This is a genomic window from Scytonema hankhaensis NUACC26, from assembly GCF_045865695.1.
Classification (GTDB): Bacteria; Cyanobacteriota; Cyanobacteriia; order Cyanobacteriales; family Nostocaceae; genus Scytonema.
In genome coordinates this window covers 22669-45431 of the sequence record NZ_BAACAP010000250.1, presented here as the reverse complement: position 1 = coordinate 45431, position 22763 = coordinate 22669, and the positions used below count along the sequence as shown (strand labels likewise).

Here is a 22763-nt window from a genome sequence, read left to right as displayed (position 1 = left end):
TTCGCGTCTATACAAACAAAGTCCGCCTACGCGGACTAAAATTTGAAACCCACGTAGGTGGGTTTCGTCTGTATAGTAGCGACTTCTAGTCGTCAAGGCTTCTCACCAATCAATTATCAGTTAGAACCATTTCTATAATTAGCATCCACCCAACAACGTGGAAGAGCTTCTCCAGAAGGAAAAACGAGAGTTTTTTTGTTATAAGAATCTGGCTGTTGTTCTTCTTGACCTTCTTGTTCTTGTGCGCGAATAACATCAGTGTTTGGATCGATTAATTCTTGAACATCAAGAACTTTAACCAATTCACCACTTTCTTTAATTTGTAAAAGCATTGAAGAAGCCTCCTTAAGTTTCCATTATAAATTGAAGCGAGATTTAACTCGCCCTTATAAACTCTAGCAGTTAAACAGTTAGCTGTTTAATTAAATCTCTCGTTGATATTTTTCTAAAATATCTACTAAATTCACTTGACATTGTAGGGGCAGTAAATCGATAAGGGGAAGTTCCCTTCTACCACCACCAATTTTAACTGGAATAGATTCTAAAACTTGAATGACATCATCTTCTTCTACGGTTTTTTTAGCAGTAATGAGGGGATAGACTTTTTCTGCTACTACCGTATGCAATCTGGCATTAGATAAATAAAGATGCCACTTGGCAATATCGATGTAAACGTTATCGCCAATTTCTGCAGCTAGGGCTTCTAGTAATTCAGTGGTATTTGCTTTAGCCATAAATGTAACCCTATATAATGAGTGCTACCTCTCATCCTAGATCTTATTATGGATCGTCGATCGCGACTCACTCTACCACCACAAGTTACAATCGCCCTAGCCTCTTCCGTCCATCTTCAGGTGGATGTTGGTGGCGTTTCGGAGTAATTAGCGATCGCAGAAATATATATTAGATGAACTAACAGCACAATGAACCAACCTGTAGTTAACCAAGGTAACCACTCCCAAGTTACTAAATAAAGGTTATGGAAAAACCACAAACCAGAATTACAGACAGCAAAGATTGCAACATGAATGGCAAAATTCATGCGATCGTCTAATTTTCGGTAAGCGGGGTCTTTGCGATCGGGTTTACGAGGCCAACGAGGAGGCATAAATACTTGTTACATAAATATATACATCTAGTTTATTTTAAGATTTTGCGAGTCCTGTTGGTATTTTTTGTTAAAATTTAGTAATTTACGATTAACAAAATTCATTAGTAGGGTAGGCACTGCCCACCATTTAATAAAATTCATTAGTAGGGTGGGCATTGCCCACCATTTAATGTTAATAGGTATTGCCCACTCAACAGATGTTGAAGAATTTCGAGTAATAGTCAGCATTACCCACCCTAAACCGAAGTATCTACCATACATAAAATTCATCAGTCCATTGGATGAGCTGATGAGTACGTTATCTGTAACTCTTTGATAGATGTAGTCAATATATTCACTTGTAAAGATAGAGATGTTCTTTAGCGGTTGATAAAAATGGCTAAGCTTAATCCAATCCAACTACAAAAACACCTCAAAGGTGTTGACTACCCTACTAATAAGGAAGAATTGATTAAACACGCAAAGCAAAATGGTGCTGATGACAATGCAATTTCTGTATTGCAACAAATTCCAGATAAAGAGTATCAAGCACCGACTGATGTTAGCGAAGAAGTAGGCGCTATTGTGTAAGAATCATAAATAATTTGTGAAAATCTCTAATTATTGTAGGGTGGGCATTGCCCACCATTCGAGCTTTGGTATGCAATGCCTTCCCCACTACACTTTATCCTTTTGTGGAATGCGCTCAATTTCAGCATAACCGCTAAAAATTAGCCGTTGACCTTCAGTTTCCAAGCGATTTAGACGCATTTTAACTCCATCAAGGTCAAACCGATCCAAATCAACCATATTATCTAAAATTTCAACTAGTGCTACACTGAGAGTCTTTGAAATTTCCTTTTGAGCTTCCGGTATTTGCTCGAGTTCTACTATAGGGTTTTTAAAAGAAATACGACGACGCCGTTCAACAGCGATAGTCACAACCATAATTAAGGGTATGAGTTCCCCGTTACCTAAATCCGCTTTGGCAGAAATACGCAAGCGATTTTCTGGTAGAAGCTTTACTTGAATTTCCGGAAACGAAACTGGCTTACCCTCAGACAATGCAGTCAACGCTGGTAAGGTAAGGTTCATTAAACGCTTTGTCACCAACTCTGCTTTAAAAGCTTGGTTAATACCTGTTTCTGATAAAACGACTTGAGCAATAGCTTGGGTTGGTTGCTTGAGACGTAATTTGCCACTTAAAACAGAGCTAAAGTCAATGGCGACAGCATCAGTTTCAAAAGACATTTCTTCAACGGCAAAGTCTTTGCGAATAACCAAACCACGACCGCTCATTTTGAAGCTGTCAATGCTGCCTTGTAGCAATTTGCTGGAGGGATAGCAACGGACAAAGACTTCTACTGACTCGCTCTTAGTAAACAGGTGGCGAATCGTTTGGCTGGCGACGGTGTTGAGCATACGCTCACCCCAGTCAGTACCTTTGGGATCTGTTAAACCTGTAAGTCCGCCTAGCATTTGCGTAAGTGTAGGTGAGTTTAAGTCCTAGAAGTTCTTTGTACTTTTGTAACAAATCGTGAAGAATACAGCAAGCATCTGGTGATTGATTATTCTGATGAAAAAACCTAGGATCGTTAATGGCAGAGGATTCTATGACATAAAAATTCTTTTGAATTGACCCCGTTGCCAAAAAAGTCTACAAGCAACGTTACGATCGCTTCATTAGCTATCCTGCATGGCTTGTCATATTATCAAATAGCGTTAAAACGTAATAAATCATGGTCAATCGTAGCAAAACTGTATTCATAGCCATCAGCGCGATGAATTAGTTTAATGTGCTGTCGATCTACAGCAATACGATGACCGCTAATTAGCACTTCTACTCCTTTCTCAGTAGGAGTTTTAACTCTGGCACGATAAATTCCTGATTTGACGTGTTTGCGATCTTTTAGTAAATTGCAAACAACATAATCACCTGCTGTAGCGTGAGTATATTTCTGATTTTTGCTAACTAGCTTGACTTCTTTTTTACCAGTTACGGAATTCTTTTTAACGCTTGCTATAGCCGGAAAACCACTGCCATTAACTCTTTGGGCTTGTCTTGTCCCGTGTCCTTTACAGGTAACTCGTAATGGTTGACATATTCTTAATTTCACAATTTGGTCGGTTGCCACGCATGCTGAGTCAATCCAGTGTTGTTTGGGTAATCCACTTTTAATCCGAATCATCTTAGTGGATGCACCGTCACCTGAGATAACTGGTAGCTCAAATTGGTGTGCCATTTCAAATATTGCTTTACGAGTTGAATTGACAGCAGCTGCATTACTTAATGACTTTTTCTGATGCAATTTAATTTTTTTAAGAATTTCTGGTTGGTTTTTCAGAAATTGCTCTACTGGCTTATTCCCCTTTTTCTGATTACATTTCTCGCAGGATAATGTGAGATTTGAGAAGCGGTCACTACCTCCAAGTGAACGAGCATTGATATGCTCAATTTGTAAAGGAACATTCGTTTTACCACAATAAACACACTCTCTACCCCAATGTTCTAGGAGTGCTTCACGTAGGGTGTAGCCCCATAACGTACCCTGTTGGTATTCAATCCCTTCAAGATCAGCCGTCTCCATTTTTTGGAAATCGAATTTCACAGATTCAATTACAATTGATTTAATTGGTGCCACCTTGAGTAATCGTTGAATCCATGTTTCGGTAGTTAATAATCGATGTCTTAAGGATGGTGCTAGCCAACCATCTGGCTTTTTGCGATCAAACCGTTTCTTGCGATAGCGAAGTCTTCTGGTTCTTCTGGAACGTCGAACACCTGCTCTTTTAATCAATTCCATTTTTATGGCTAATCCTCGGTGTTCTAATTCCATTGCCCATATGACTTCATTTTTATTTAAGTCTACTAAGGAAAATCCAGTTATTTTAGAGCCGGGGTCGATTTTCAGTTCTAGATATGGCTCTACATTTTCATCTACCGACTTCTCTAAAATTAGAGTAAATGGGAATAACTTGAGTTTTTTAGCTTGGTCCTGAGATTGTAGAAGCCTTGCTCTGACAGGTGTTGTTGGTTTTAGTATTTTTCCATTTTTACTCAGAACAAATACAGAGTTCGTAATCATTTGATTAGCTCCCGGCATCGGGGTATGGTTTGCCTTGACACTGCTTTTAAACTTCTCAAAAAGGTTCGGTGTTGCGCTATGGGTAGAGTCGATGGGCGGTATTATCCGCCGCACCTCTCTGTTAAATCTGGGCATGCAAGTTTACCTGCACCCAGCTTCCGACGTTCTTAGCTTACGCTTTTGCTCATGTGCAAGTAATCGTGACAGCTTTCATGAACTGCTGTCAGATTGTTTCTTTTGCTGTTGGCGTGGTTTCCGTCTGCATGATGGAGATGTACTCGCTCATCAGTTAGGAATTTTAGCCCACAGACTGCACAGGTATGGTTTTGCCGTTTTAAGGCAACAGAGGTTTCACCGTCGTAGAGTTTGCTGTTGCGCTGGCTCCAGTAGGTGATATTGCCATCAAAGGGAGATTTAGTTCCTTTGACAAGGATATGCTTGTTTTCGGAGTAAGGAACCGATGGAAACGCTTTGTCTAGTAATTTCTTACTAGAGTGACGTGTTTGGCTAGATTCCTTGTTGAACACCTTGTACGCTCTTTGTTGGATGTGGTACAGGGAAAGCCGTGAACCATCCATCTTACAGTAGCGGTGGTAGTTCCTCCAACCTCTTACTATAGGCGCAAGCTTAAGGGCTTTTGCCTTGGCACCATAATTTGAGTTGTTGACGACGGCTTTTACTTTCTGACGGAACTTTTTGAAGTTGTCCACAGAAGGAACGCATCGAAATTTTCCGTTGGTTTGCACCTTAAAGTGCCAACCGAGGAAGTCAAATCCGTCCGTCGTAGCGGTGAGCTTGGTCTTCTTTTCGCTGATGTTCATTCCTCTTTCAGCCAGGAACTGACTTATCTTCTCAAGTACTTGTTCTGCATTCTCATTAGGTTTAAGTATAATAACCATATCATCGGCATATCTAACCGAGTGGTGTATATCCTCTATCCCGTTGAGCGCAATGTTCGCTAATAGGGGGCTCGCCACTCCCCCTTGGGGGGTTCCTTGTTCTGGAAACTCTGGGTTGACTCCGGCTTTTAAGCATCGGAAGATTCCTTGCTTTATACTCGATGGAGCAATGAGTCTATCCATAATTGCTGAGTGGCTTATCCTATCGAAGCACTTTTCTATGTCAAGCTCGATAACTCGCTTGTTTTTTCCGTTCACTCTTGAGTTGAGGTTGTCGAAGAGGAACTTTTGCGCGTCGTGCGCTCCTCGTCCCGTTCTAAACCCATAGCTTCGAGCGTGGAAGGTGGCTTCGTGTGCTGGTTCTAGGGCATATTTCACAAGGCACTGCCAAGCTCTATCTACCATAGTAGGAACCTTAAGAATCCTAATTTTCCCGTCCTTTTTGGGGATGGGGATTTCGCGCAGTCCTTGGTGTTGCCAGTTTCTGCTGTTGCGTAGTAGTTCCTCGCTCATTTCAAAGCGTTGCTCGAACGTAAGCTTGGCTATGCCATCGATTCCTGGGGTCTTTTTGCCAGCATTTAGCTGTGATACTTGGCGTACAGCCAGCAATCGTGCTGAGGTTGATTTCAGTATCAGCTTTTGGAGGGACTTTGCTTTCCGATGGTCTCCAACACAAACAGCTTTGTAAATTCTTCTTTGCAGGCGGAAGAGGTTTCGGCGGAATTTCTTCCACGGCAACGTCTTCCAGGATTCACTAGTATTTCTACTGTGTCTAATCATGCGCTACTCCAATTCATTTACTCTGAATACCTCGCAGCAATTACGCTGCGTCCTACCCGAACTGAAGGACTTCCGCAACTCGTCCTGCCTACAAGGGGTTCGACCTGTCCCTTGACCCTCAATTCGTTTTTATTCGTTCCCTCGGTTAGATTGATTGGTTCCTTTAGGTGTAGCCACTTCAACCACTGGATTCCCCTGACTCAAGCCACTATCCTTTGCATGATGTGGCGGGAATTATCTCCAGTGAAGTCGGGGGTATTGTGTTGCGCCCCGCTTTAGCTTGGGTTGCTTTTCTAGGCTCTGTTTCACCATAGGAACTCCCCGTTAACGCCAGTGTCATTCCACAACGAACGTCTGATTGCGTCCTGGCTCCAGCTTCGCTCTCCAGAAACCGAGTTTGGTCGGCGTGGACAGGTAGGGAGTCACACTTGAGTCTGGTGGGCAGGATTTACACCTGCATCTCTCCGAGAGTTCAACCCTTATTGACAGTAATCTGCTGTCGGGCTGGTGAGGTTATTTACGGACTTGAAAACCGTGATTCACTCACAACGAATCGCACACAAAGTAGCCATGTTCCTCCCTCGACGCTTGGGACTGGCAAATCCCATTAAGTCATGATTTAAAAGCGGACTTAAACCCAATTAATTGGATAACGTAGAATATACAGTTCTACGCTGAGTCTGGTGAAGTCAGTTAACCGAATTACTCGGTTTCACTACGAATTACTTCGTTTTGCCTACTTCTCATCACAAAGGTGAATATGTTTTCTTGCTACCTCACTTTGATAGGGAGAAGTTACCGCTTTAGCCTGAGGTTTAGACTTATTCTTATATGTGGCAATTTGGCAACAACTCTATTATGGGGTCAAGTATTGTATTCTTCAATCGGTCTTACATAAAGACACGTAGCACAAAAAGCCGTAACTGCTTTTACCCGATTAATTGTCGGGAGCAAACTATATTACACTGTTTATTTGAAACATACAAAATCCTAGGTGGTGAGCCTGGGATTTTGTTTTGGGGTGTGATGGTGTTTCGCCCACTCTAGGCGATCGCTCTTTTGGAAAGAATTTATGATATATCTTCTTGATTCTTCTGTAAACTTTTATAAAGAATTAAGCGAGGGAACTCTTGTTACTACTTGGCAGATTGATAATGGCAAAAATACACTTAGATTGATTACAAATTGGTTAGAAGTAGAAAAATCAGAGGCTTATAGTGATGAAAGCTAAACTTTACGACAAAATAAAAACGTTGGTAAAAGTGCAAGCAGATTTTAGCGCTCGAGTTATTCCTGAAAATACTGTGGGTACTGTTGTAGAGTGCTACGAAAATCCTGAAGGATATGCAGTAGATATCGCCCTCTCTAATCAAGCGTTCGTGGGAGATTTGGAATATTTAAACGTCATTCTCAGTCCCAATCAATTTGTGCTTGTAGATACTGCTACACAACCAGTTAATGCCATTATTCAGTAGTTTTAGCGATCGGTTTGCTCAGATCCCAGACTTTTTAGAAAAGTCGGGGATCTTGCAGCCCCTCATCATTAATGCGATGAACCACTAAAATAGATAGCAAATTATTTTTTTGTATCTATTGTGACAATAGCCGACAGCCCAGGGGTCATTTTAGCCTCATAACCCCGAACGCTTTCTGGCTCAAACAGAATTTTCACGGGAATTCTTTGCTCATTTAAACTTCTTGTTGTATCACCTGTGGTATTTTCTCCTTTTAAAGGAGCAACTTTACCAAAAGCAGTGGGAGATATACTGTTTACCGTACCTCGAAATGTCTTACCGGGAAAAGCGATCATTCTAATATCTGCTTTTTGACCGGTTTGTATTTTTTCTAACTGAGTTTCCTTAAAATTCGCTATAATCCAAGGATTTGGTTCTACGACTGTAATCAGGGTTTGCCCTGCTTGTACTTGCTGCCCTACTTGGACGTTTTTTTGACTAACTTTACCAGCTACTAGGGCAGCTATGTTGGTGTAAGAGAGACGAAGCTGTGCTTGTTTAACCTCGGCTTCTTTTTGTGCGATCGCAGCTACTGCTGTTTTATACTGTTGTTGATTGATATCTCTTCGCCGATTGAGAGCTTGTGGCTGCGATTGGGCGTCACTATTTATAGGTACAGGTAACGGCACATAATTATTATCCGCAATGAGTTTGATATTTTCTTGTGCCAATGCGGCTTGCTGTTTAGCTAATTCTAGAGATGCTTTTGCCTGTATCAAGGATGCTTGATATTCACGGGGATCGATCTTCACCAACACAGTTCCCGGCGATACCATTTGATGAGCGTTAACTGCCACTTGAGTCACGATACCCGATACACGAGATGTAACAGGGTCAACATTGGCACTGACATAAGCATTATCCGTTTGCTGATATTTTTGACCGTACTGCCACCAGCGATATGTAAAAATTCCAGCAGCAACCGCCCCTGCAAATAACAAAGTCCCCAGTAAGACTTTAGGAAGCAGATAACGACGAGAGGGTGATGCGGGTTGAGCATCGCTACTTGAGTCCGCGACAACTAGACTCGTTTGTTCCTCCAAAGCAGTACCGGGCTGAGTTTGTTGAGAAGAATTGGAACTTTCCATAAACGACCCCGATTAAGGCAACGAACTTAGGAATAGTGGTATTTAAGAGAGCAGTCAATACATCAAAAGTAGGAGATTGGTCACTGGTCACTGGTCACTGGTCACTGGTCACTGGTCACTGGTCACTGGTCACTGGTTACTGATTACTGGTCACTGGTCACTGTGGTAGCATATATACCAAAAACCTTTGGCACGAAATATGTTGGGGGAAATATTAGATAGACGTTATCAAATTAAGCAAGTTTTAAGTGCTGGAGGTTTTGGTCAAACTTACCTTGCAGATGATACTAAACTGCCTGGAAATCCTCAGTGTGTTGTCAAGCAGTTAAAACCTAAATCTAATGACCCCAACACTTTGCAAGTCGCAAGACGCTTGTTTGCATCAGAAGCACAAGTGTTACAGCAACTGGGTAATCACGACCAAATTCCTAGACTTCTGGCTTATTTTGAGGAAAATCAAGAATTTTTCTTAGTTCAAGAATTTATTGACGGTCAATCCTTAAGTACAGAATTAACTTCTGGAAACTATTTCAGCGAATTAGATGTTATTAACCTGCTAAAAGGCATCCTCGAACCCCTTGCCTTTGTCCATCAGCGTCGTATTATCCATCGCGATATTAAACCAGCGAATTTAATTCGACGCAGCCAGGATGGCAAAATTGTTCTGATTGACTTTGGTGCAGTCAAAGAAATAGCTGTAACTCAAGTCAATGTTCGCGGACACACAACACCAACAGTCGCTATTGGGACTGCAGGCTATATGCCTAGCGAACAAACCAAAGGAAGCCCCAGATTAAGCAGTGATATTTATGCTGTGGGAATGATAGGTATTCAAGCCTTGACAGGCATTATGCCCCATAAACTGACTGAAGATCCCAATACAGGAGAAATTTCTTGGCGTCATCGCGCACAAGTCAGCCCAGCATTAGCAGATATTTTAGATAAAATGGTGCGTTATGATTTTCGACAGCGCTATCAGTCAGCCGAAGAAGCATTACAAGCACTGCAATATCAACAAAATTTTTCCCAAGATATCTCACCAACTATTATTCCCACGCGAACAACAGGATTACACGAACTCAGTTTGGAGTGGTTTGAAAACGGGCAAATCAGAACTCAAAAAATTCTCGAAAATCAACCCACAAAACAACCTGATGTTTTTCGCATTGGACGCGATCCGGCTGTGTGTGACCTAGTTTTGTCGGAACCAACAGTATCAAGACTGCACGTAGAAATCTTTTTTAAAACTCAGCACAGGTGCTTTTATTTGCGTTCGATGAACCCAAACAATCCACCAGCGATTGATGGACAATTTTTAATAACGGGAGAAGCCCTACTTCATCAAGGTACTATTCTACGATTGGGGCAAATGGAATTCCGAGTATCTACAGTATCCCTCAACCAATATCCACCAGGATATGTACCAAATCCACCTTCATCGCCGTATGTTCCACCACAACAACAAATACCCTCAACACGGCGACCCCCTGCAAGCAATCCTCAAGAACCACAACATTATCCACCACCATCAGTTCCACCTCAATATCGTCAAGAAATTCCTGCTGAACCTCCCCAGGTGCAACAGTCTTATTCTACTTCCATGCAAAATGTACGCCCGCACGTAGGATGGAAGTTTTGGCTGAAGTGGCTGTCTCTCAATCTTGTAGGTTTTATGTTAAGCGTTCCAGTTGGGATATTCATTTTCAAATTATTTTTCAACTCCTTACTCGCCCGCATAGCATTTGGTTTTATGCTGGGATTGTCCCAATGGGTTGCTTTGCAAGGAGTTGTGAATAAAGCTTGGGTATGGGGTTTGTTGACTGGTGGGGCTATTACTTTTTTGGGCAGGGTATTGTTGACGAACAGAGTTCTATTTGATACTTTCTTGGCCTGGTTAATTATTTTACCTTTGAGTGGGGGCATACTACTTTGGAGTTTGCGACGCGCAAATTTGTAACAATTTGCGCCGTAAATTATCTAACGCAGTACACGCACTAACATGACGAATCAAAGCTCGACCTCGCATTGCACCAAAACGATATTCAAAACTTTCTACTTCCTCATTAGGTCCTGCTAATCCGATATAAACCAAACCAACAGGCTTGGTTTCTGTACCGCCTGTCGGTCCTGCAATCCCTGTGATACTTAACCCCCAAGTTGTTGCAAGGTGCGATCGCACTCCCAATGCCATTTGCTCAGCTACAATAGAACTGACCGCTCCAAATTCTGCCAAATCTTTAGAATTTACACCCAAAATCCTCTCTTTAACAGAATTATCGTAAGAAATTACTCCACCCCAAAAGTACTCAGAACTGCCAGAAATCTCTGTTAACATTTGCCCTAACCCACCACCAGTACACGATTCCGCAACAGAAAGAGTTTGTCCAACACTCCGCAATAACTCTCCCACAACCGAAGCAAGGGTATCATTATCAGCACCGTAATAATCCAATCCTGCAATATCCTTAATCTGTTGCTCAACAGGTGCAATAAATTCTCGCGCTTGAACTTCTGAACTAGCCTTAGCAGAAACCCTTAACTTAACCTCTCCCCTAGCAGCATAAGGGGCGACTGTTGGATTTGGTAAATTGAGATAAGCCGCAACTTTTTCTGCCAAAGCTGATTCCGAAATCCCCCAAAACCTTAACATTCGACTGTAAATAATTTCTTTGCCCCAACCCTGACTCTTAAGATAAGCTACAGCAGTTTCTTCCCACATCCGTTGCATTTCACTAAATACACCGGGAAAAGTCAATATAGTTAGTCCCGTGCGGGGTTGCCAAATAATACCCGGTGCTGTCCCCGTAGGATTGAGTAAAATCTCTGCCCCTTGAGGTATCAAGGCTTGCTTGCGATTGCTAGGGGTCATAACTCGTCCGCGTTGAGCGTATTTCCGAGTTATCTCTTCAACGATCTCCGGACGTTCCACCAGAGGAGAATTAAAAAAAGCAGCGATGGTTTCACAGGTTAGATCGTCAGGTGTGGGACCCAAACCTCCCGTGAAAATCAGAATTTGCGCTCTCTGAGTAGCAATTTCTATAACTTGCTTTAACCTCTGTGAGTTATCTCCTACAACTGTTTGATAGAAATGAGGTATGCCCAATTTGGCTAACTGCTGTGCCAAATATTGAGCATTGCTGTTAAGAATATCTCCTAATAGCAGTTCGGTTCCAACACAAATAATTTCTGCGCTCATGCGATTAGGGATTGGGGAACTCGGGGCCCCCTCTGGGGATAAGGGGCAATGGGGATTGGGCATAGGGTATAAGGTATAGTTATTCTACCTTATTCTTCCTAGTCCCCAGCCCCTAGTCGCCAGTCCCCAACTAAGCTTGTCTCGCAATTCTCCATACTCTCCAAGTCGCGTAAATGAGCAACGAGGTAGTAGCACAAGTATAAATAATACCACTGGGGATACCAGCAAAAGCTAATGCTAAACTTCCAACCCACAAGGTTAAAGAGTAAATAAATAAAACTGTTAATCTATGAGATAAACCAGCCCGTAACAATCTATGGTGCAAATGACTCTTATCTGCTGTAAAAGGTGATTTACCACGGCGAAGTCGTGCCAAAATCACTGCTGACATATCTACAATTGGTACAGCTAGAATTAAAAATGGCAGCAATACTGCAGTAGCAGCAGTTTTTACTAGACCAACCACGCTCACTGCTGCTAGGGTGAATCCAATAAAATAAGCCCCGCCATCTCCCATAAAAATTTGTGCGGGGTTGAAGTTATAACGAAGAAATCCTAGTGTTGCACCAGCTATGGCAGCTGCTATTATGGCTGCAGCTGTTTGGTGCATAAACAAAGCAACGACGAGAATTACCAAAGCTGCTATTCCCGATACCCCTGCAGCTAATCCGTCTAAACCGTCAATCCAGTTAATTGCATTAACCATTCCTACCAACCACAGCAGTGTGATGGGTAAACTCAACCAACCAAGTTGAATTATTCCGCCTGTAGGAATGCTCAAAAAATCTATACTTACACCTGCTTTCCATGCACCCGCCGCAACAACCATTTGCATCATCAGCCTTGTCATGGGCGACAGGTTTAATAAATCATCTGCTAAACCAATTGTAAAAAATCCTACGCCGCCTAAAATTACTCCCCAGATTTGCCATTCTTTATCAGTTGATAGATTTCCAAATCCACCTAAAAGCCAGATAATTAGTAAGGAGGCGATCGCACCTGCAAAAATAGAAACTCCTCCCAGTCGTACCATTGGGCACTGATGAACTTTTCGGTCATTTGGTCTATCTAAGCGTCCGCTTTTAATGCCCATGTTTCTAACATCAGGTGTAGTCCAGAGAACGACTACAGCAGCAACAAGGAACGCAATCAGATGATATATCTGAACTTGCATCTGTATTTATTAATAGGTTAGGTTCTACATTTCAAAATCCACTATGGATTTCTTTACATTTATCTACTTCATCAACTGCTTCTTATCGACAGGGGATTTTTGTAAATCAGTGACCACCTGACCTCTCTCGTTCCCAGGCTCAGCCTGAGAATGAGTTCTGCGAGGCTCTGCCTCGCGCAAGTTCTCCAGACGACTTTCAAATAAAAAAGTCTCTAAAAATTTCTTGTGGTACGGGCGTCTCGCCCGTTAGCAACAGGGTAGGCGAGGACGCCTACCCCACAATCCAAGAGAATTTATTTCTTGGACATTCCTAATACTAGAGGCGGAGCCTCCTTAAAGGCATTCCCAGGCTGAGCCTGGGAACGAGGGAACGAGGGAAGGCATTCCCAGTTAGAGGCTCCGGATGGAGGGGGAAGATAATTAGCTCTTAATTTCCCAATCGCCAATCCCTAATCCCCAATTAAGCTAAAGCTGGTACGGGAATTTGTAGGTGCGGATACAAGGGAAAACGATCGCACAATGCTTTGACACGTCGCCGACAGTCTTCTGCAACTGGCTTGGAATCTGGATTTAACAAGCGATCGGCAATAATGTTACCAATCTCTGTAAAGTCTTCGACTCCCAAACCTCGCGTTGTCATAGCAGGAGAACCCAAACGCAAACCACTCGTTACAAATGGTGATTCTGGGTCAAAAGGCACTGTATTTTTATTGGCAGTTATATTGACTTCACTGACCAATTTATCTGCTTGTTTGCCAGTCAAACCAACGGAGCGTAAATCTATTAGTAGCAAATGATTATCAGTACCATCCGATACTAACTTTAATCCCCGTTTTTGTAGTTGATTTGCTAAGGCACGAGCATTTTCAATGACTTGGGCTGAGTATATTTTGAACTCAGGCTTTAAAGCTTCTCCAAACGCTACAGCTTTACCTGCAATTACGTGTTCCAGAGGTCCGCCTTGCGTACCAGGAAACACTGATTTGTCGAACTTCTTACCTAATTCTGCATCGCGAGTTAGGATGAGACCACCACGAGGACCGCGTAGGGTTTTATGAGTCGTTGTTGTTACAACATCGCAATAAGGAATTGGATTGGGATGATGACCAGTAACCACTAAACCAGCGATGTGGGCAATATCCGCTAGTAAATACGCTCCTACTTCATCCGCAATACTACGGAATCTCTCAAAATCAATAATACGAGGGTATGCAGAATAACCGCAAATCAAAAGCTTTGGACGCTCCCTAAGCGCCAGCTCTCGAATTTGGTCGAAGTCTAGTTGTTCTGTTTTTTTGTCAACGCCGTAGTGGTACGCTTGGAACCATTTCCCAGAAACATTCACAGGCGAACCGTGAGTTAGGTGTCCGCCATGAGACAAATCCATGCCCAAAAATTTATCCCCTGGTTCTAGCAGAGTCAAAAATACAGCAAAATTCGCCTGTGCGCCAGAATGAGGTTGTACGTTAGCACTCGCTGCACCAAACAATTGTTTGGCACGATCTATAGCTAGTTGCTCAACCTTGTCCACAAATTCACAACCACCGTAGTAACGTTTACCGGGTAGCCCTTCAGCATACTTGTTCGTTAAAACAGAACCTTGAGCCGCCAGTACAGCAGCTGAAGTAAAGTTTTCACTGGCTATGAGCTCTAAGTGATCCCTTTGGCGCTGTAGTTCGTGGTTAATTAACTCCGCGATCGCAGGATCGGAAGATGTCAGAAAATCTGAGTTAGTGAGAGTCACTTGTTGTCATCCTTAAGATAGAGATGTTGACACTGGAATTTTTTCAGCCACGCAAAGCACGTGTCTTATATCCAGCATATAAAGTCTACGTCAAAAATCACTGGTCACTGGTCACTGGTCACTGGTCACTGGTCACTGGTCACTAGTCAGGTGGTCACTGATTCCAGTTAATTAATGTATTATTTTTTACTACATCGCATAATTCCAGCATACAATAAATTTTTAAATTAGCTTAGTATCCCTCATTAGTCAGAATTTACAGGAGGTATTGGATGCTAATGATTATGATGGAAAACCAAATACTTGCTCCTCAACAAGTTTGTCAGTCCTGTTTGCTAGCTGATGGTAGCGGTCAACCTCGTTGGCGTCAGGGTCAACTTCGTTGCGGTCATGCTATTCGTAATACCAACGAACAGCAACCTGACCGGTACGAGTGTTTAATGGGTTTCCTAGTTGTTCGTGTTGAATAATCTGAGGTTTTACCAGAACCATTGGTGAACTGCGTTATTCTAGGGTCATGTAACTATTAAATTTTAACTATAGGAGAACGCACGATGGCTTGGCGCGGGTCTACCACGGTTTCAGATCGCTTGTTTGCTTGTTTACCTTATTTACTGCCTCTGATTGGTGCACTTGCATTCGGAATCTCTTTGTTTACAGAGTTTCCTGCACTGGCTGTACTGTTTTTGCCCCTACAGCCAGTGTTAACAATCTACGGTATTTTAGGACCATATGGCGAACTTATTATTTTCTTCTTGTTGTTCTTTTTAGTAGTTAGAAACGAAAGAATTGCTCACTTCATTCGTTTCAACACCATGCAAGCGTTACTTTTAGACATTGTTGCTTATTTGTGCGGTATACTTTTGGGACTCGTGGCACTTCCCGGTATCGCTTTTGCAGCACAAACCTTATCGACAACAATCTTTTTAGGCATAGTCGCAGCAGTTGTTTATTCTGTTGTTCAATCTTTGATGGGACGTTACGCAGAAATTCCTGCTATTTCTGATGCCGTTTATATGCAGGTTCGTTAGTTATTGACGGGTTTTGACTGTGTTTTCTAACCGTCCAATCCCCTCAATTTCTACTCGGATGCGATCGCCTGAATGTAATGGACTGACTCCTGGCGGTGTCCCTGTTAGCACGACATCCCCAGGTAGCAAGGTCATTACCTGACTAATGTAAGAGACAACAAAATCAGGGGGAAATACCATCTGGTCTATAGTAGCAGATTGGACGGGTTCCGCTTTCTCGTTCAAAAAAGTCTGTATTCGAGCACCAGGGCTTAACTCACGGACAATCCAAGGTCCAAGGGGACAAAAAGTGTCAAAACCTTTAGCCCGCGCCCACTGATTATCGCGTTTCTGCAAGTCTCTTGCTGTTACGTCATTGGCAATTGTGTAACCCCAAATTTTTGTTTGAGCTTCCTCTGGCGTACATTGAAAAGTCACATCACCAATGATGAGTGCTAATTCTCCCTCATAATCTACCCGTTGCGATTGAGGCGGATAATAGATGTCTTGTGAGGAAGCAATTATAGATGTTGGCGGCTTGAAAAAGAGCAAGGGTTCTTTTGGTACATCCGTTCCCATTTCTGCTGCATGTTCTGCATAGTTCTTCCCTACCGCTATAATTTTTGAGGGCGCACAGGGAGCAAGAATGTGGTAACTATCTGGTTCTAATACCAGATCGGTTGGCTGTCCATCAAGCCAAGGCGGAGCATCAAGTACCTGTACCTTCAAGGAGAGTTGTAACAAGCCGTAGTAAATTTGTCCTTTGGGATTTTGGACTCGCACGTAGCGTTGTGCCATAAAGTTAGTTAGTTCCTTATTCAGCAAATTGAACCGCCACCAGATGAAAAATTATAATGGCGATTTATGAAAGTACTATAATTAAAAACTGGTAAGATTATAAGGCTATAACGGAAGTGCATTCACTCCGCGTGGTTCAATCGGGTCGTTATCCAAATCTAAGGTTGCAGCTATCGAGTCAGAGATAACTTGGTTAGGCTTCATCTCAAAAATTTCCCGATTATAATCAAACAGTATCAATTACACCTTGCTGCTAATGGTGTTAATAAGTGCAGGATATGTTGAAAAACTACCTGTACCAATTCTCATCGGCAGCCATACAGCCCAAAAGGAGTTTAAAACAGTGGCAACAGCTTACGAGACAATGTACATCCTTCGTCCTGACTTGACAGACGAACAAGTAGAGCAAGCGATCGCAAAATACGAAAACTTGCTGCGGGAACAAGGAACTGAAGATATCCAAATTCAGAATCGTGGAAAGCGCCGTCTCGCCTACGAAATCGCAAGGCAAAGAGACGGAGTGTATATTCAAATGAACTACACCGCACCCGGTAATGCGATCGCTATTATGGAACGCGCTATGCGTTTGAGCGAAGAAGTCATTCGCTACTTGACCGTCAAGCAAGAAGTTCAAGAAGCAAAAGCCGAGCCTACAACAACTGCTGCATAGTGGTTAATGGTTAGTTGTTAGTTGTTAGTAGTATACATAGACTATAAAGCTTACGTCCCTACTAACCACTATCCACTAACCACCAACCACTAACAAAAAATCTATTGCCGATTCGTCTGGTAATGCTACATTAACTATTACTTGCCAAAATACGAATACTGTAGTAACAAATAAAGTAAAAAATATTTTTAATGGGAGCTGCAAGCACGGTGAGCCAAACTGATTCCACAATCCAAGCTCTCTCAGCTGAAGTGTCGAAACTGCGTCAAGAATTGCAGCTTCGAGATCAACTCGTGCAACAGCTGTCTCAAGAACTCTTTCGTCTAGTGAAGGGCAACACCAACTTTATGCCCCAAACAGAGGTGTCGGAGCGTCATCTGAGCCAGTTGCATGAATTGCGAGAGCAACTCCAAGCTGTTGAGCAGCAAGTAACGTTTTATCAAGAACAAATATCAACTCGTGATGTCGAGATATATCAATTACGGCAATCAGTACAAGAACTTACCGATCGCAGTCGTATGCTAGAGCAAGTGGTACAAGAATTGCCTCATATATACCGCCGGAAATTTGAAGAACGAATGGCTCCGGTTCGAGAAAAGGTGGCAATGCTTCAACAGGAAAACCGCCAATTACAAGCCGAACTTCAAAGTGTGAGCTATCGTTTAGCTTTAAAAACTCGTACAGCTAGTCATAGCGGTATAGATTTGCCGAATTTTCCACGTGCTGCATCTCCACAAAACAATATTTCACCCCAAAACGCTTGAGTCACCTGACCAGTGACTAGTGACCAGTGACCAGTGAGTTAAGTGATAACTTTTTCCCAGTTGCAGGAGATTATTGTTGTGCCAAACCATTAAGTTTTTGAGATTTGAAGAAGATAGAGTACACCCAGTTTAAAGAAATGTTATAGTTCGCCGAAAACTTTTCGCCTGACGCTAATATTTGTTTGGCATAACATATTACAACAAATGGTAATGGCTAATTGATGAAAGCTTGGAACAAATAGTGGTACTTTCATTGCTAAAGATTTACGCTGTAGACAAAAGTTACTTTAGCAAAGCAGTTTGTGGGAAAAAGTTATGAGGTTAATGAGCGTTAATTAAATCAGTTTGAACTATGAAGTAACCTATCTGTTATGGATTCATTGAGAGAATCTTCAGAATTGGATAGGAAAAATAATCTCCTGCAAAATACAAGCAAGCACCACTAATAATATTTGCGATTGCGTTTTAAATCTTTAGTTTGCTACAGCTAGACTCTTCTCACTAGTATCCATAAAAATGTCTTCGTAAGAGCTAAAAATTTCAAACACAGAATCCAATTGAGTCAGTTCTAGTATCAATCTGACAGGAGGTTGTACGTTACAAATAACTAAGCGACAACCACTTTGACGAGCAACTTTTAATCCTTTAACTAAGGAAACTAGTCCGGAACTATCCATAAAATCAACCTTAGCTAGGTCAATAACCCAGAGTTGGTTACATTGAGCAACCACTGCAGTCATTTTTTCGCTAAGAGCCATTCCTCCTTGCAAATCTATGCGTCCTTCAGGTTTGAACAGGATTACTTGACAGTCTGTTGTGATAGTCATGAATTTCACTGGGTAGTTGAAACATTGTACGAAAACAAAAAACAGACATAGACACCGTTTTATTTTTAACCATTAAAAATGCTGCTTTCTTAACCAATTACTTGGGAAATAGCAGCGATATGGTCAAGACTGATATCTTCAGTATCCATGTCGTATAATTTGTCCTAACTTTCCCCAATATAGGCATAACTATTTGTGGATTTCAGTATCAACCATGTCTTTTACATAATTTTTACATATTTTTCGTCTTTTTGTAAAGTTTTTATTAAAAATTTTTATACCTACGTATAAAATGACATAGATATGGTAGAAAAAAGGAAAAAAATTGTTAGTAGATAATGGCACATTAAACTGAGTAAATTTGTTGACACATGGCATAAAAACGAGTCAACATAAAGGAGAAAGTAAAAAATTGTAAAGACGGCGGTGCTGGATGTCTCTTGAATTCATATCACTAGAAAACATCCAGAAGGTTGCCCACGAGTATGGCTATTGGGCAATTTTTTTGGGAATTTTGTTAGAAAATTTAGGGATACCCCTCCCTGGCGAAACTGTGACCCTAGTGGGTGGTTTTTTAGCTGGAAGTAAGGAACTAAATTACTGGCTAGTTCTCAGCGCCGCTGTAGCAGGTGCTGCTATTGGAGGTACTTGCGGTTACTGGATAGGTAGAATTGGTGGCTGGTCTCTACTTGTCAGGCTAGCTAGCATATTCAGAATTTCAGAAACAAGAATATTGACGATAAAAGACCAGTTTAGTGAAAATGCTGTCAAGGCAGTGTTTTTTGGACGCTTTTTTGCATTGCTAAGAATTTTTGCAGCACCTCTAGCAGGTATAGCAGAAATGCCCTTTGGAAAATTCTTTTTGTGCAATTTAGCAGGAGCACTTGCTTGGGCTAGCGTCATGGTAACACTGGCTTTTTTTGCTGGGAAAATAGTCTCCTTGGAACAACTTGTAGCTTGGGTAAGCCAGTTTGCGATCGCAGCGTTGCTCATTCTAGTAGCTGTAATTGCCATTCCCCTGTGGTTAGAATCGCGGAAAGTGAAGGAAATGAGCAATGAAGAGTAAAAATTAAGCAGATTAAACAGAAAATTCTCTACTTACCTATAATTCTCTAAGCCCTGTCTTATGACAGAAGTAGAATCTCTTGTTTATGCATCAACATATAAGGCATCTCAGCAGTTTGGTACACCTGCATCAATATGCCTCGATATCATGTTCGATCGCTCCCTTTCCACTCTAAAATTCCACTCACTTTGTAGGGTGGGCAGTGTCCACCTTACCTGTTTAGGTAATCATAAGAGCACTCCCAGGGAGTAATAACCGAGCGATATAGTTTGTTCGTAGTAGTGTACTCGTACCTTCGCCGTTATGTGTGCCGTTGGCATTGACAGCTATCGAACAACCTTGTAAGAGGTTCATCCGAACAAGATATTGGGGGAATGTTGATAGGGAAGATCGGACTAACGAGCGATCGTAGTATTATAAAGACGGCAAAGCGTATGCCAAGACGAATTCAAGATTCCATTATCGTAATTACAGGGGCGTCCAGTGGAATTGGACGTGCCACTGCCTTAAAATTTGCTCAACAAGGTGGAACTCTAGTGCTAGCAGCACGACGGGAAGCTGCATTACAAGAGGTAGCAGTTGCTTGCGAACAGATTGGCGGCAAAGCTGTTGTCGTGCCAACTGATGTTACAAACGAAGCCGCAGTTCAAAACTTGGCAAGGCAAACCGTTGAAATGTTTGGACGTTTGGATGTATGGGTAAACAATGCAGCAGTAACACTGTTTGCCCGATTTGAGGAAGCCCCATCTGATGTATTTCGTCGGGTGATTGAGACAAATTTATTCGGTTACATTCATGGGGCTCGTGCTGCCCTACCCCAATTTCGAGAACAAGGAAGCGGCATTTTGATTAATGTAGCATCAATTGTGGGATTGGGAGGTCAACCCTACACAAGTGCCTATGTTATTTCTAAACATGGTATTCGAGCAATGGCAGAGTGTCTTCGCATGGAGTTGCATTTAGATAAAGCATCGGATATTCATGTTTGTACCGTACTTCCTGCAACAATCGACACACCTCTATTTCAACAAGCTGCTAACTATACTGGACGTGCGCCTAAAGCAATGGACCCGGTTTACTCGGCTGAGCAAGTAGCTGAGACTATTACAAATCTAGTACGCCACCCACAGCGAGAAGTCATTGTAGGTGCTATTGGATACGTGATGGGACTTCAAAGTACCCTCACGCCAGATTTATACGAACAGACGATGGCGCAACAGGTAGACCAAAATCACCTCCAGAAAAAGCCAGCTGCCCCTACAGAGGGTAACCTCTTCGAGCCAATGCCAGAGTATACCAATGTAAGTGGCAACTGGAAGCACACAGGGGAGTTAAGCGGCTTGCTGCCTTGGATGTAGTGGTAAGAAATTAGGGTTTTGGCGGAATCCCGCAACAGACGTGCTAATGGCATTGCTAAATGCTAACAACCAATAACTAAAAATAAATTGAATGAAATCCCCTTTCTACAGTCAAGTCTTGAATTCTTTGACTGCTCGATTACGATTTGCTCCTCCATACACGGCAAACTTTGACTCAGCCACTGGGCTACTCCGTGCTACAGCGGCTTACTTGCGTGGAGAGGACTTTCCTGGAGTGGGAATGCAATCTCCGGCGGTAGAACCACTGGCACTGCTAATCAACCAAATGCCGCAATCTGTGCGCGAGTTCCTTTATGCTAGTGGTGCTAATGAGGCAATTGCGCCCGAGCGGTTGTCAGATGTGCGTTCGGAAGCAATCGCGCAATGGATTGTAAATGAATATCCGCAACAACAGTACCCCGCCGTGGCTATCGGCTCTTCTAGCGGAGCACTAGTACATCTATGTGCAGCATTAGGAATGCCGTGGTTGCCTCAGACGACGCTCATTCCGGTACGCCATCCAATGAGTATTCATCCCGACTCTCCTTCCGAAGTGCTGGAGTGGAGCAAGCCATATGCAGATGCACTTTTGGCAGCCAATCCAGATCTGAAGCTCCACCATATGTTCGATCCAAATGCCGATCGCTTGATGGTGCAGTCAATGACCTACTTTCGGGTGAAGTGGTTACGTTTAAGCGAAGCTTATAAGCAATTTTTGGAACAGTCTCTACCACCCGGAGGCACAATCTTTATTATAGAATGTCAGCGCCAAAATCCAACAACGCAAGTGAGCGATCGCCACATCTTCCAGTTTGGCGGCTTGGGTGGCGTGACACCAGAGGAGTTTCTTGAGGGCGGCGAAGTCGTTGCCAAATTTCTGGAGCATTACCAATCGCCTTATCGCCAATGGAAAGCACCATTACCAGATGGAAATCGACCGGAATCCGAATGGGGGTTTGAGCCAGCGCTAGGTCATGATATTGAAAGCTTTGCCAAGATGCGTGGCTACAAGGTTCGGCGCATTGTCTTTCAAGAACCCGAACATCTCAGTCCTTTTGTAGCCCAGTTGTATCACTGGTGGTACAAACAGCGTCAGATCGAGGCAAATCGGCTTTTAGTGGAGTCATTTATTCAGCTAGAACCAATGTGGACATTACGCACTGGCTCTGTGCCTTTCTGGGTGAAATTCAACATGGAACCCTCATTTCAATGGCTGGAACATTATTTGGATAACAACGCTCCCTACGATGAGATCTACATGATGCTGTTTTCAAACGGGGTAGATTCAATTCGCTTGGTACCAATCGAGCGTTGGCAAACTTTATTGAAACGAGCACGCCAACGGGGTAGTTTTATTGGGGTACAACCAGATAAATATCCACGCGACTTTGCCACTATTATTCGTTATTATACAGAGTTACCGCGAACAATTAAGGCACGCTATCCACTCCCTGGAGCGCTGACTTTGGAGCAGTTCGACCGATGGATTCGTGAGGTGGGCGATCGCTTTCCCGTCCATTTTCTTGAATAGCAGCGATTTTCTCCACTTGCATAAAATACATAATCTGTAGCAATCCTATCTGATTTGTGAAAAAATCTAGGTACTGTGGGGTGGGGCGATGCCCACCGTTTGCCGTTGGTGGGCATCGCCCCACCCTACAATCGTAGGTAATCATAAGAGCGAGAAGGGAATAGCTAC

The 22763-nt window shown here is 42.7% G+C and carries 23 protein-coding genes; 11 read left to right on the top strand and 12 right to left on the bottom strand.

Annotation, left to right across the window (positions count from 1 at the left end):
- Positions 1–116 precede the first annotated feature (116 nt).
- The 3 genes from ACKTT2_RS46925 to ACKTT2_RS46915 all read right to left on the bottom strand — a co-directional run bounded on the left by ACKTT2_RS46925 (position 117) and on the right by ACKTT2_RS46915 (position 1108).
- Positions 117–332 carry an acetyltransferase gene (locus ACKTT2_RS46925; RefSeq protein ID WP_407899708.1) on the bottom strand — a complete coding sequence of 72 codons (216 nt, stop codon included), beginning with the start codon at positions 330–332 and terminating at the stop codon, positions 117–119.
- Positions 333–422: 90 nt separating this feature from the next.
- Positions 423–734, bottom strand: a complete 312-nt coding sequence (locus tag ACKTT2_RS46920; RefSeq protein WP_407899706.1) for a DUF3181 family protein — start codon at positions 732–734, stop codon at positions 423–425.
- Between the two features lie 116 nt (positions 735–850).
- A complete protein-coding gene (locus ACKTT2_RS46915) occupies positions 851–1108 on the bottom strand; it encodes a 2TM domain-containing protein (RefSeq protein WP_407899704.1) in 258 nt (85 codons plus the stop codon).
- A gap of 378 nt (positions 1109–1486) precedes the next feature.
- On the opposite strand from ACKTT2_RS46915, the gene ACKTT2_RS46910 reads away from it, so the two are divergent.
- Positions 1487–1681, top strand: a complete 195-nt coding sequence (locus ACKTT2_RS46910; RefSeq protein ID WP_407899702.1) for a DUF2795 domain-containing protein — start codon at positions 1487–1489, stop codon at positions 1679–1681.
- Positions 1682–1768: 87 nt separating this feature from the next.
- Here ACKTT2_RS46910 and ACKTT2_RS46905 read toward each other — a convergent pair whose 3' ends face one another.
- From ACKTT2_RS46905 to ACKTT2_RS46895, 3 genes are all read right to left on the bottom strand, one after another.
- Positions 1769–2569 carry an LmeA family phospholipid-binding protein gene (locus tag ACKTT2_RS46905; protein ID WP_407899700.1) on the bottom strand — a complete coding sequence of 267 codons (801 nt, stop codon included), beginning with the start codon at positions 2567–2569 and terminating at the stop codon, positions 1769–1771.
- Between the two features lie 233 nt (positions 2570–2802).
- Positions 2803–4176 carry an RNA-guided endonuclease IscB gene (gene iscB, locus ACKTT2_RS46900; protein WP_407899698.1) on the bottom strand — a complete coding sequence of 458 codons (1374 nt, stop codon included), beginning with the start codon at positions 4174–4176 and terminating at the stop codon, positions 2803–2805.
- Between the two features lie 167 nt (positions 4177–4343).
- The gene (locus ACKTT2_RS46895; protein WP_407899695.1) at positions 4344–5855 is read right to left on the bottom strand and encodes a group II intron reverse transcriptase/maturase; all 1512 of its coding nucleotides are present in this window, start codon (positions 5853–5855) and stop codon (positions 4344–4346) included.
- A gap of 1072 nt (positions 5856–6927) precedes the next feature.
- Here ACKTT2_RS46895 and ACKTT2_RS46890 point away from each other — a divergent pair.
- Together ACKTT2_RS46890 and ACKTT2_RS46885 are read left to right on the top strand one after the other, a co-directional pair.
- Positions 6928–7086 (top strand): hypothetical protein, encoded by a 159-nt coding sequence (locus tag ACKTT2_RS46890; RefSeq protein ID WP_407899693.1) that lies wholly within the window; start codon positions 6928–6930, stop codon positions 7084–7086.
- Complete coding sequence (locus ACKTT2_RS46885; protein WP_407899691.1) at positions 7076–7330, top strand: hypothetical protein; 255 nt, start codon at positions 7076–7078, stop codon at positions 7328–7330. Before ACKTT2_RS46890 ends, ACKTT2_RS46885 begins: the two co-directional genes overlap by 11 nt.
- A 101-nt stretch (positions 7331–7431) precedes the next feature.
- Here ACKTT2_RS46885 and ACKTT2_RS46880 read toward each other — a convergent pair whose 3' ends face one another.
- Positions 7432–8457, bottom strand: a complete 1026-nt coding sequence (locus ACKTT2_RS46880) for an HlyD family secretion protein (RefSeq protein ID WP_407899689.1) — start codon at positions 8455–8457, stop codon at positions 7432–7434.
- Positions 8458–8644: 187 nt separating this feature from the next.
- Between ACKTT2_RS46880 and ACKTT2_RS46875 the strand changes: the two genes are divergently transcribed.
- Positions 8645–10414, top strand: coding sequence for a protein kinase domain-containing protein (locus ACKTT2_RS46875; protein ID WP_407899687.1), 1770 nt, complete (start codon positions 8645–8647; stop codon positions 10412–10414).
- Here ACKTT2_RS46875 and ACKTT2_RS46870 read toward each other — a convergent pair.
- The 3 genes from ACKTT2_RS46870 to glyA form a co-directional block, all read right to left on the bottom strand.
- Positions 10382–11653 (bottom strand): competence/damage-inducible protein A, encoded by a 1272-nt coding sequence (locus tag ACKTT2_RS46870; RefSeq protein ID WP_407899685.1) that lies wholly within the window; start codon positions 11651–11653, stop codon positions 10382–10384. The two genes, ACKTT2_RS46875 and ACKTT2_RS46870, sit on opposite strands and share 33 nt — an antisense overlap.
- A 130-nt stretch (positions 11654–11783) precedes the next feature.
- Positions 11784–12827, bottom strand: coding sequence for a glycosyltransferase family 4 protein (locus ACKTT2_RS46865; protein ID WP_407899683.1), 1044 nt, complete (start codon positions 12825–12827; stop codon positions 11784–11786).
- Between the two features lie 460 nt (positions 12828–13287).
- Positions 13288–14571 carry a serine hydroxymethyltransferase gene (glyA, locus tag ACKTT2_RS46860; protein WP_407899681.1) on the bottom strand — a complete coding sequence of 428 codons (1284 nt, stop codon included), beginning with the start codon at positions 14569–14571 and terminating at the stop codon, positions 13288–13290.
- A gap of 272 nt (positions 14572–14843) precedes the next feature.
- Here glyA and ACKTT2_RS46855 point away from each other — a divergent pair, with 272 nt between their 5' ends.
- Together ACKTT2_RS46855 and ACKTT2_RS46850 are read left to right on the top strand one after the other, a co-directional pair.
- Positions 14844–15041, top strand: coding sequence for a hypothetical protein (locus ACKTT2_RS46855; RefSeq protein WP_407899679.1), 198 nt, complete (start codon positions 14844–14846; stop codon positions 15039–15041).
- An 84-nt stretch (positions 15042–15125) separates the two neighbouring features.
- A complete protein-coding gene (locus tag ACKTT2_RS46850; RefSeq protein WP_407899677.1) occupies positions 15126–15602 on the top strand; it encodes a Tic20 family protein in 477 nt (158 codons plus the stop codon).
- Here the strand turns inward: ACKTT2_RS46850 and ACKTT2_RS46845 are convergent, their stop codons facing one another.
- Positions 15603–16379, bottom strand: a complete 777-nt coding sequence (locus ACKTT2_RS46845; protein WP_407899675.1) for a fumarylacetoacetate hydrolase family protein — start codon at positions 16377–16379, stop codon at positions 15603–15605.
- Positions 16380–16722: 343 nt separating this feature from the next.
- Between ACKTT2_RS46845 and rpsF the strand changes: the two genes are divergently transcribed.
- Both rpsF and ACKTT2_RS46835 read left to right on the top strand, forming a co-directional pair.
- Positions 16723–17049 (top strand): 30S ribosomal protein S6, encoded by a 327-nt coding sequence (rpsF, locus tag ACKTT2_RS46840; RefSeq protein ID WP_407899936.1) that lies wholly within the window; start codon positions 16723–16725, stop codon positions 17047–17049.
- A gap of 209 nt (positions 17050–17258) precedes the next feature.
- A complete protein-coding gene (locus ACKTT2_RS46835) occupies positions 17259–17813 on the top strand; it encodes an Npun_F5560 family protein (RefSeq protein ID WP_407899931.1) in 555 nt (184 codons plus the stop codon).
- A gap of 473 nt (positions 17814–18286) precedes the next feature.
- Here ACKTT2_RS46835 and ACKTT2_RS46830 read toward each other — a convergent pair whose 3' ends face one another.
- Positions 18287–18640, bottom strand: a complete 354-nt coding sequence (locus ACKTT2_RS46830; protein WP_407899673.1) for an STAS domain-containing protein — start codon at positions 18638–18640, stop codon at positions 18287–18289.
- Between the two features lie 433 nt (positions 18641–19073).
- Between ACKTT2_RS46830 and ACKTT2_RS46825 the strand changes: the two genes are divergently transcribed.
- The 3 genes from ACKTT2_RS46825 (at position 19074) to ACKTT2_RS46815 (ending at position 22595) form a co-directional block, all read left to right on the top strand.
- Positions 19074–19706: a DedA family protein gene (locus ACKTT2_RS46825; protein WP_407899671.1), complete on the top strand. Its 633-nt coding sequence runs from the start codon at positions 19074–19076 to the stop codon at positions 19704–19706.
- A gap of 434 nt (positions 19707–20140) precedes the next feature.
- Complete coding sequence (locus ACKTT2_RS46820) at positions 20141–21064, top strand: SDR family oxidoreductase (RefSeq protein ID WP_407899669.1); 924 nt, start codon at positions 20141–20143, stop codon at positions 21062–21064.
- A 91-nt stretch (positions 21065–21155) separates the two neighbouring features.
- Positions 21156–22595: a hypothetical protein gene (locus ACKTT2_RS46815; RefSeq protein ID WP_407899667.1), complete on the top strand. Its 1440-nt coding sequence runs from the start codon at positions 21156–21158 to the stop codon at positions 22593–22595.
- Positions 22596–22763 lie beyond the last annotated feature (168 nt).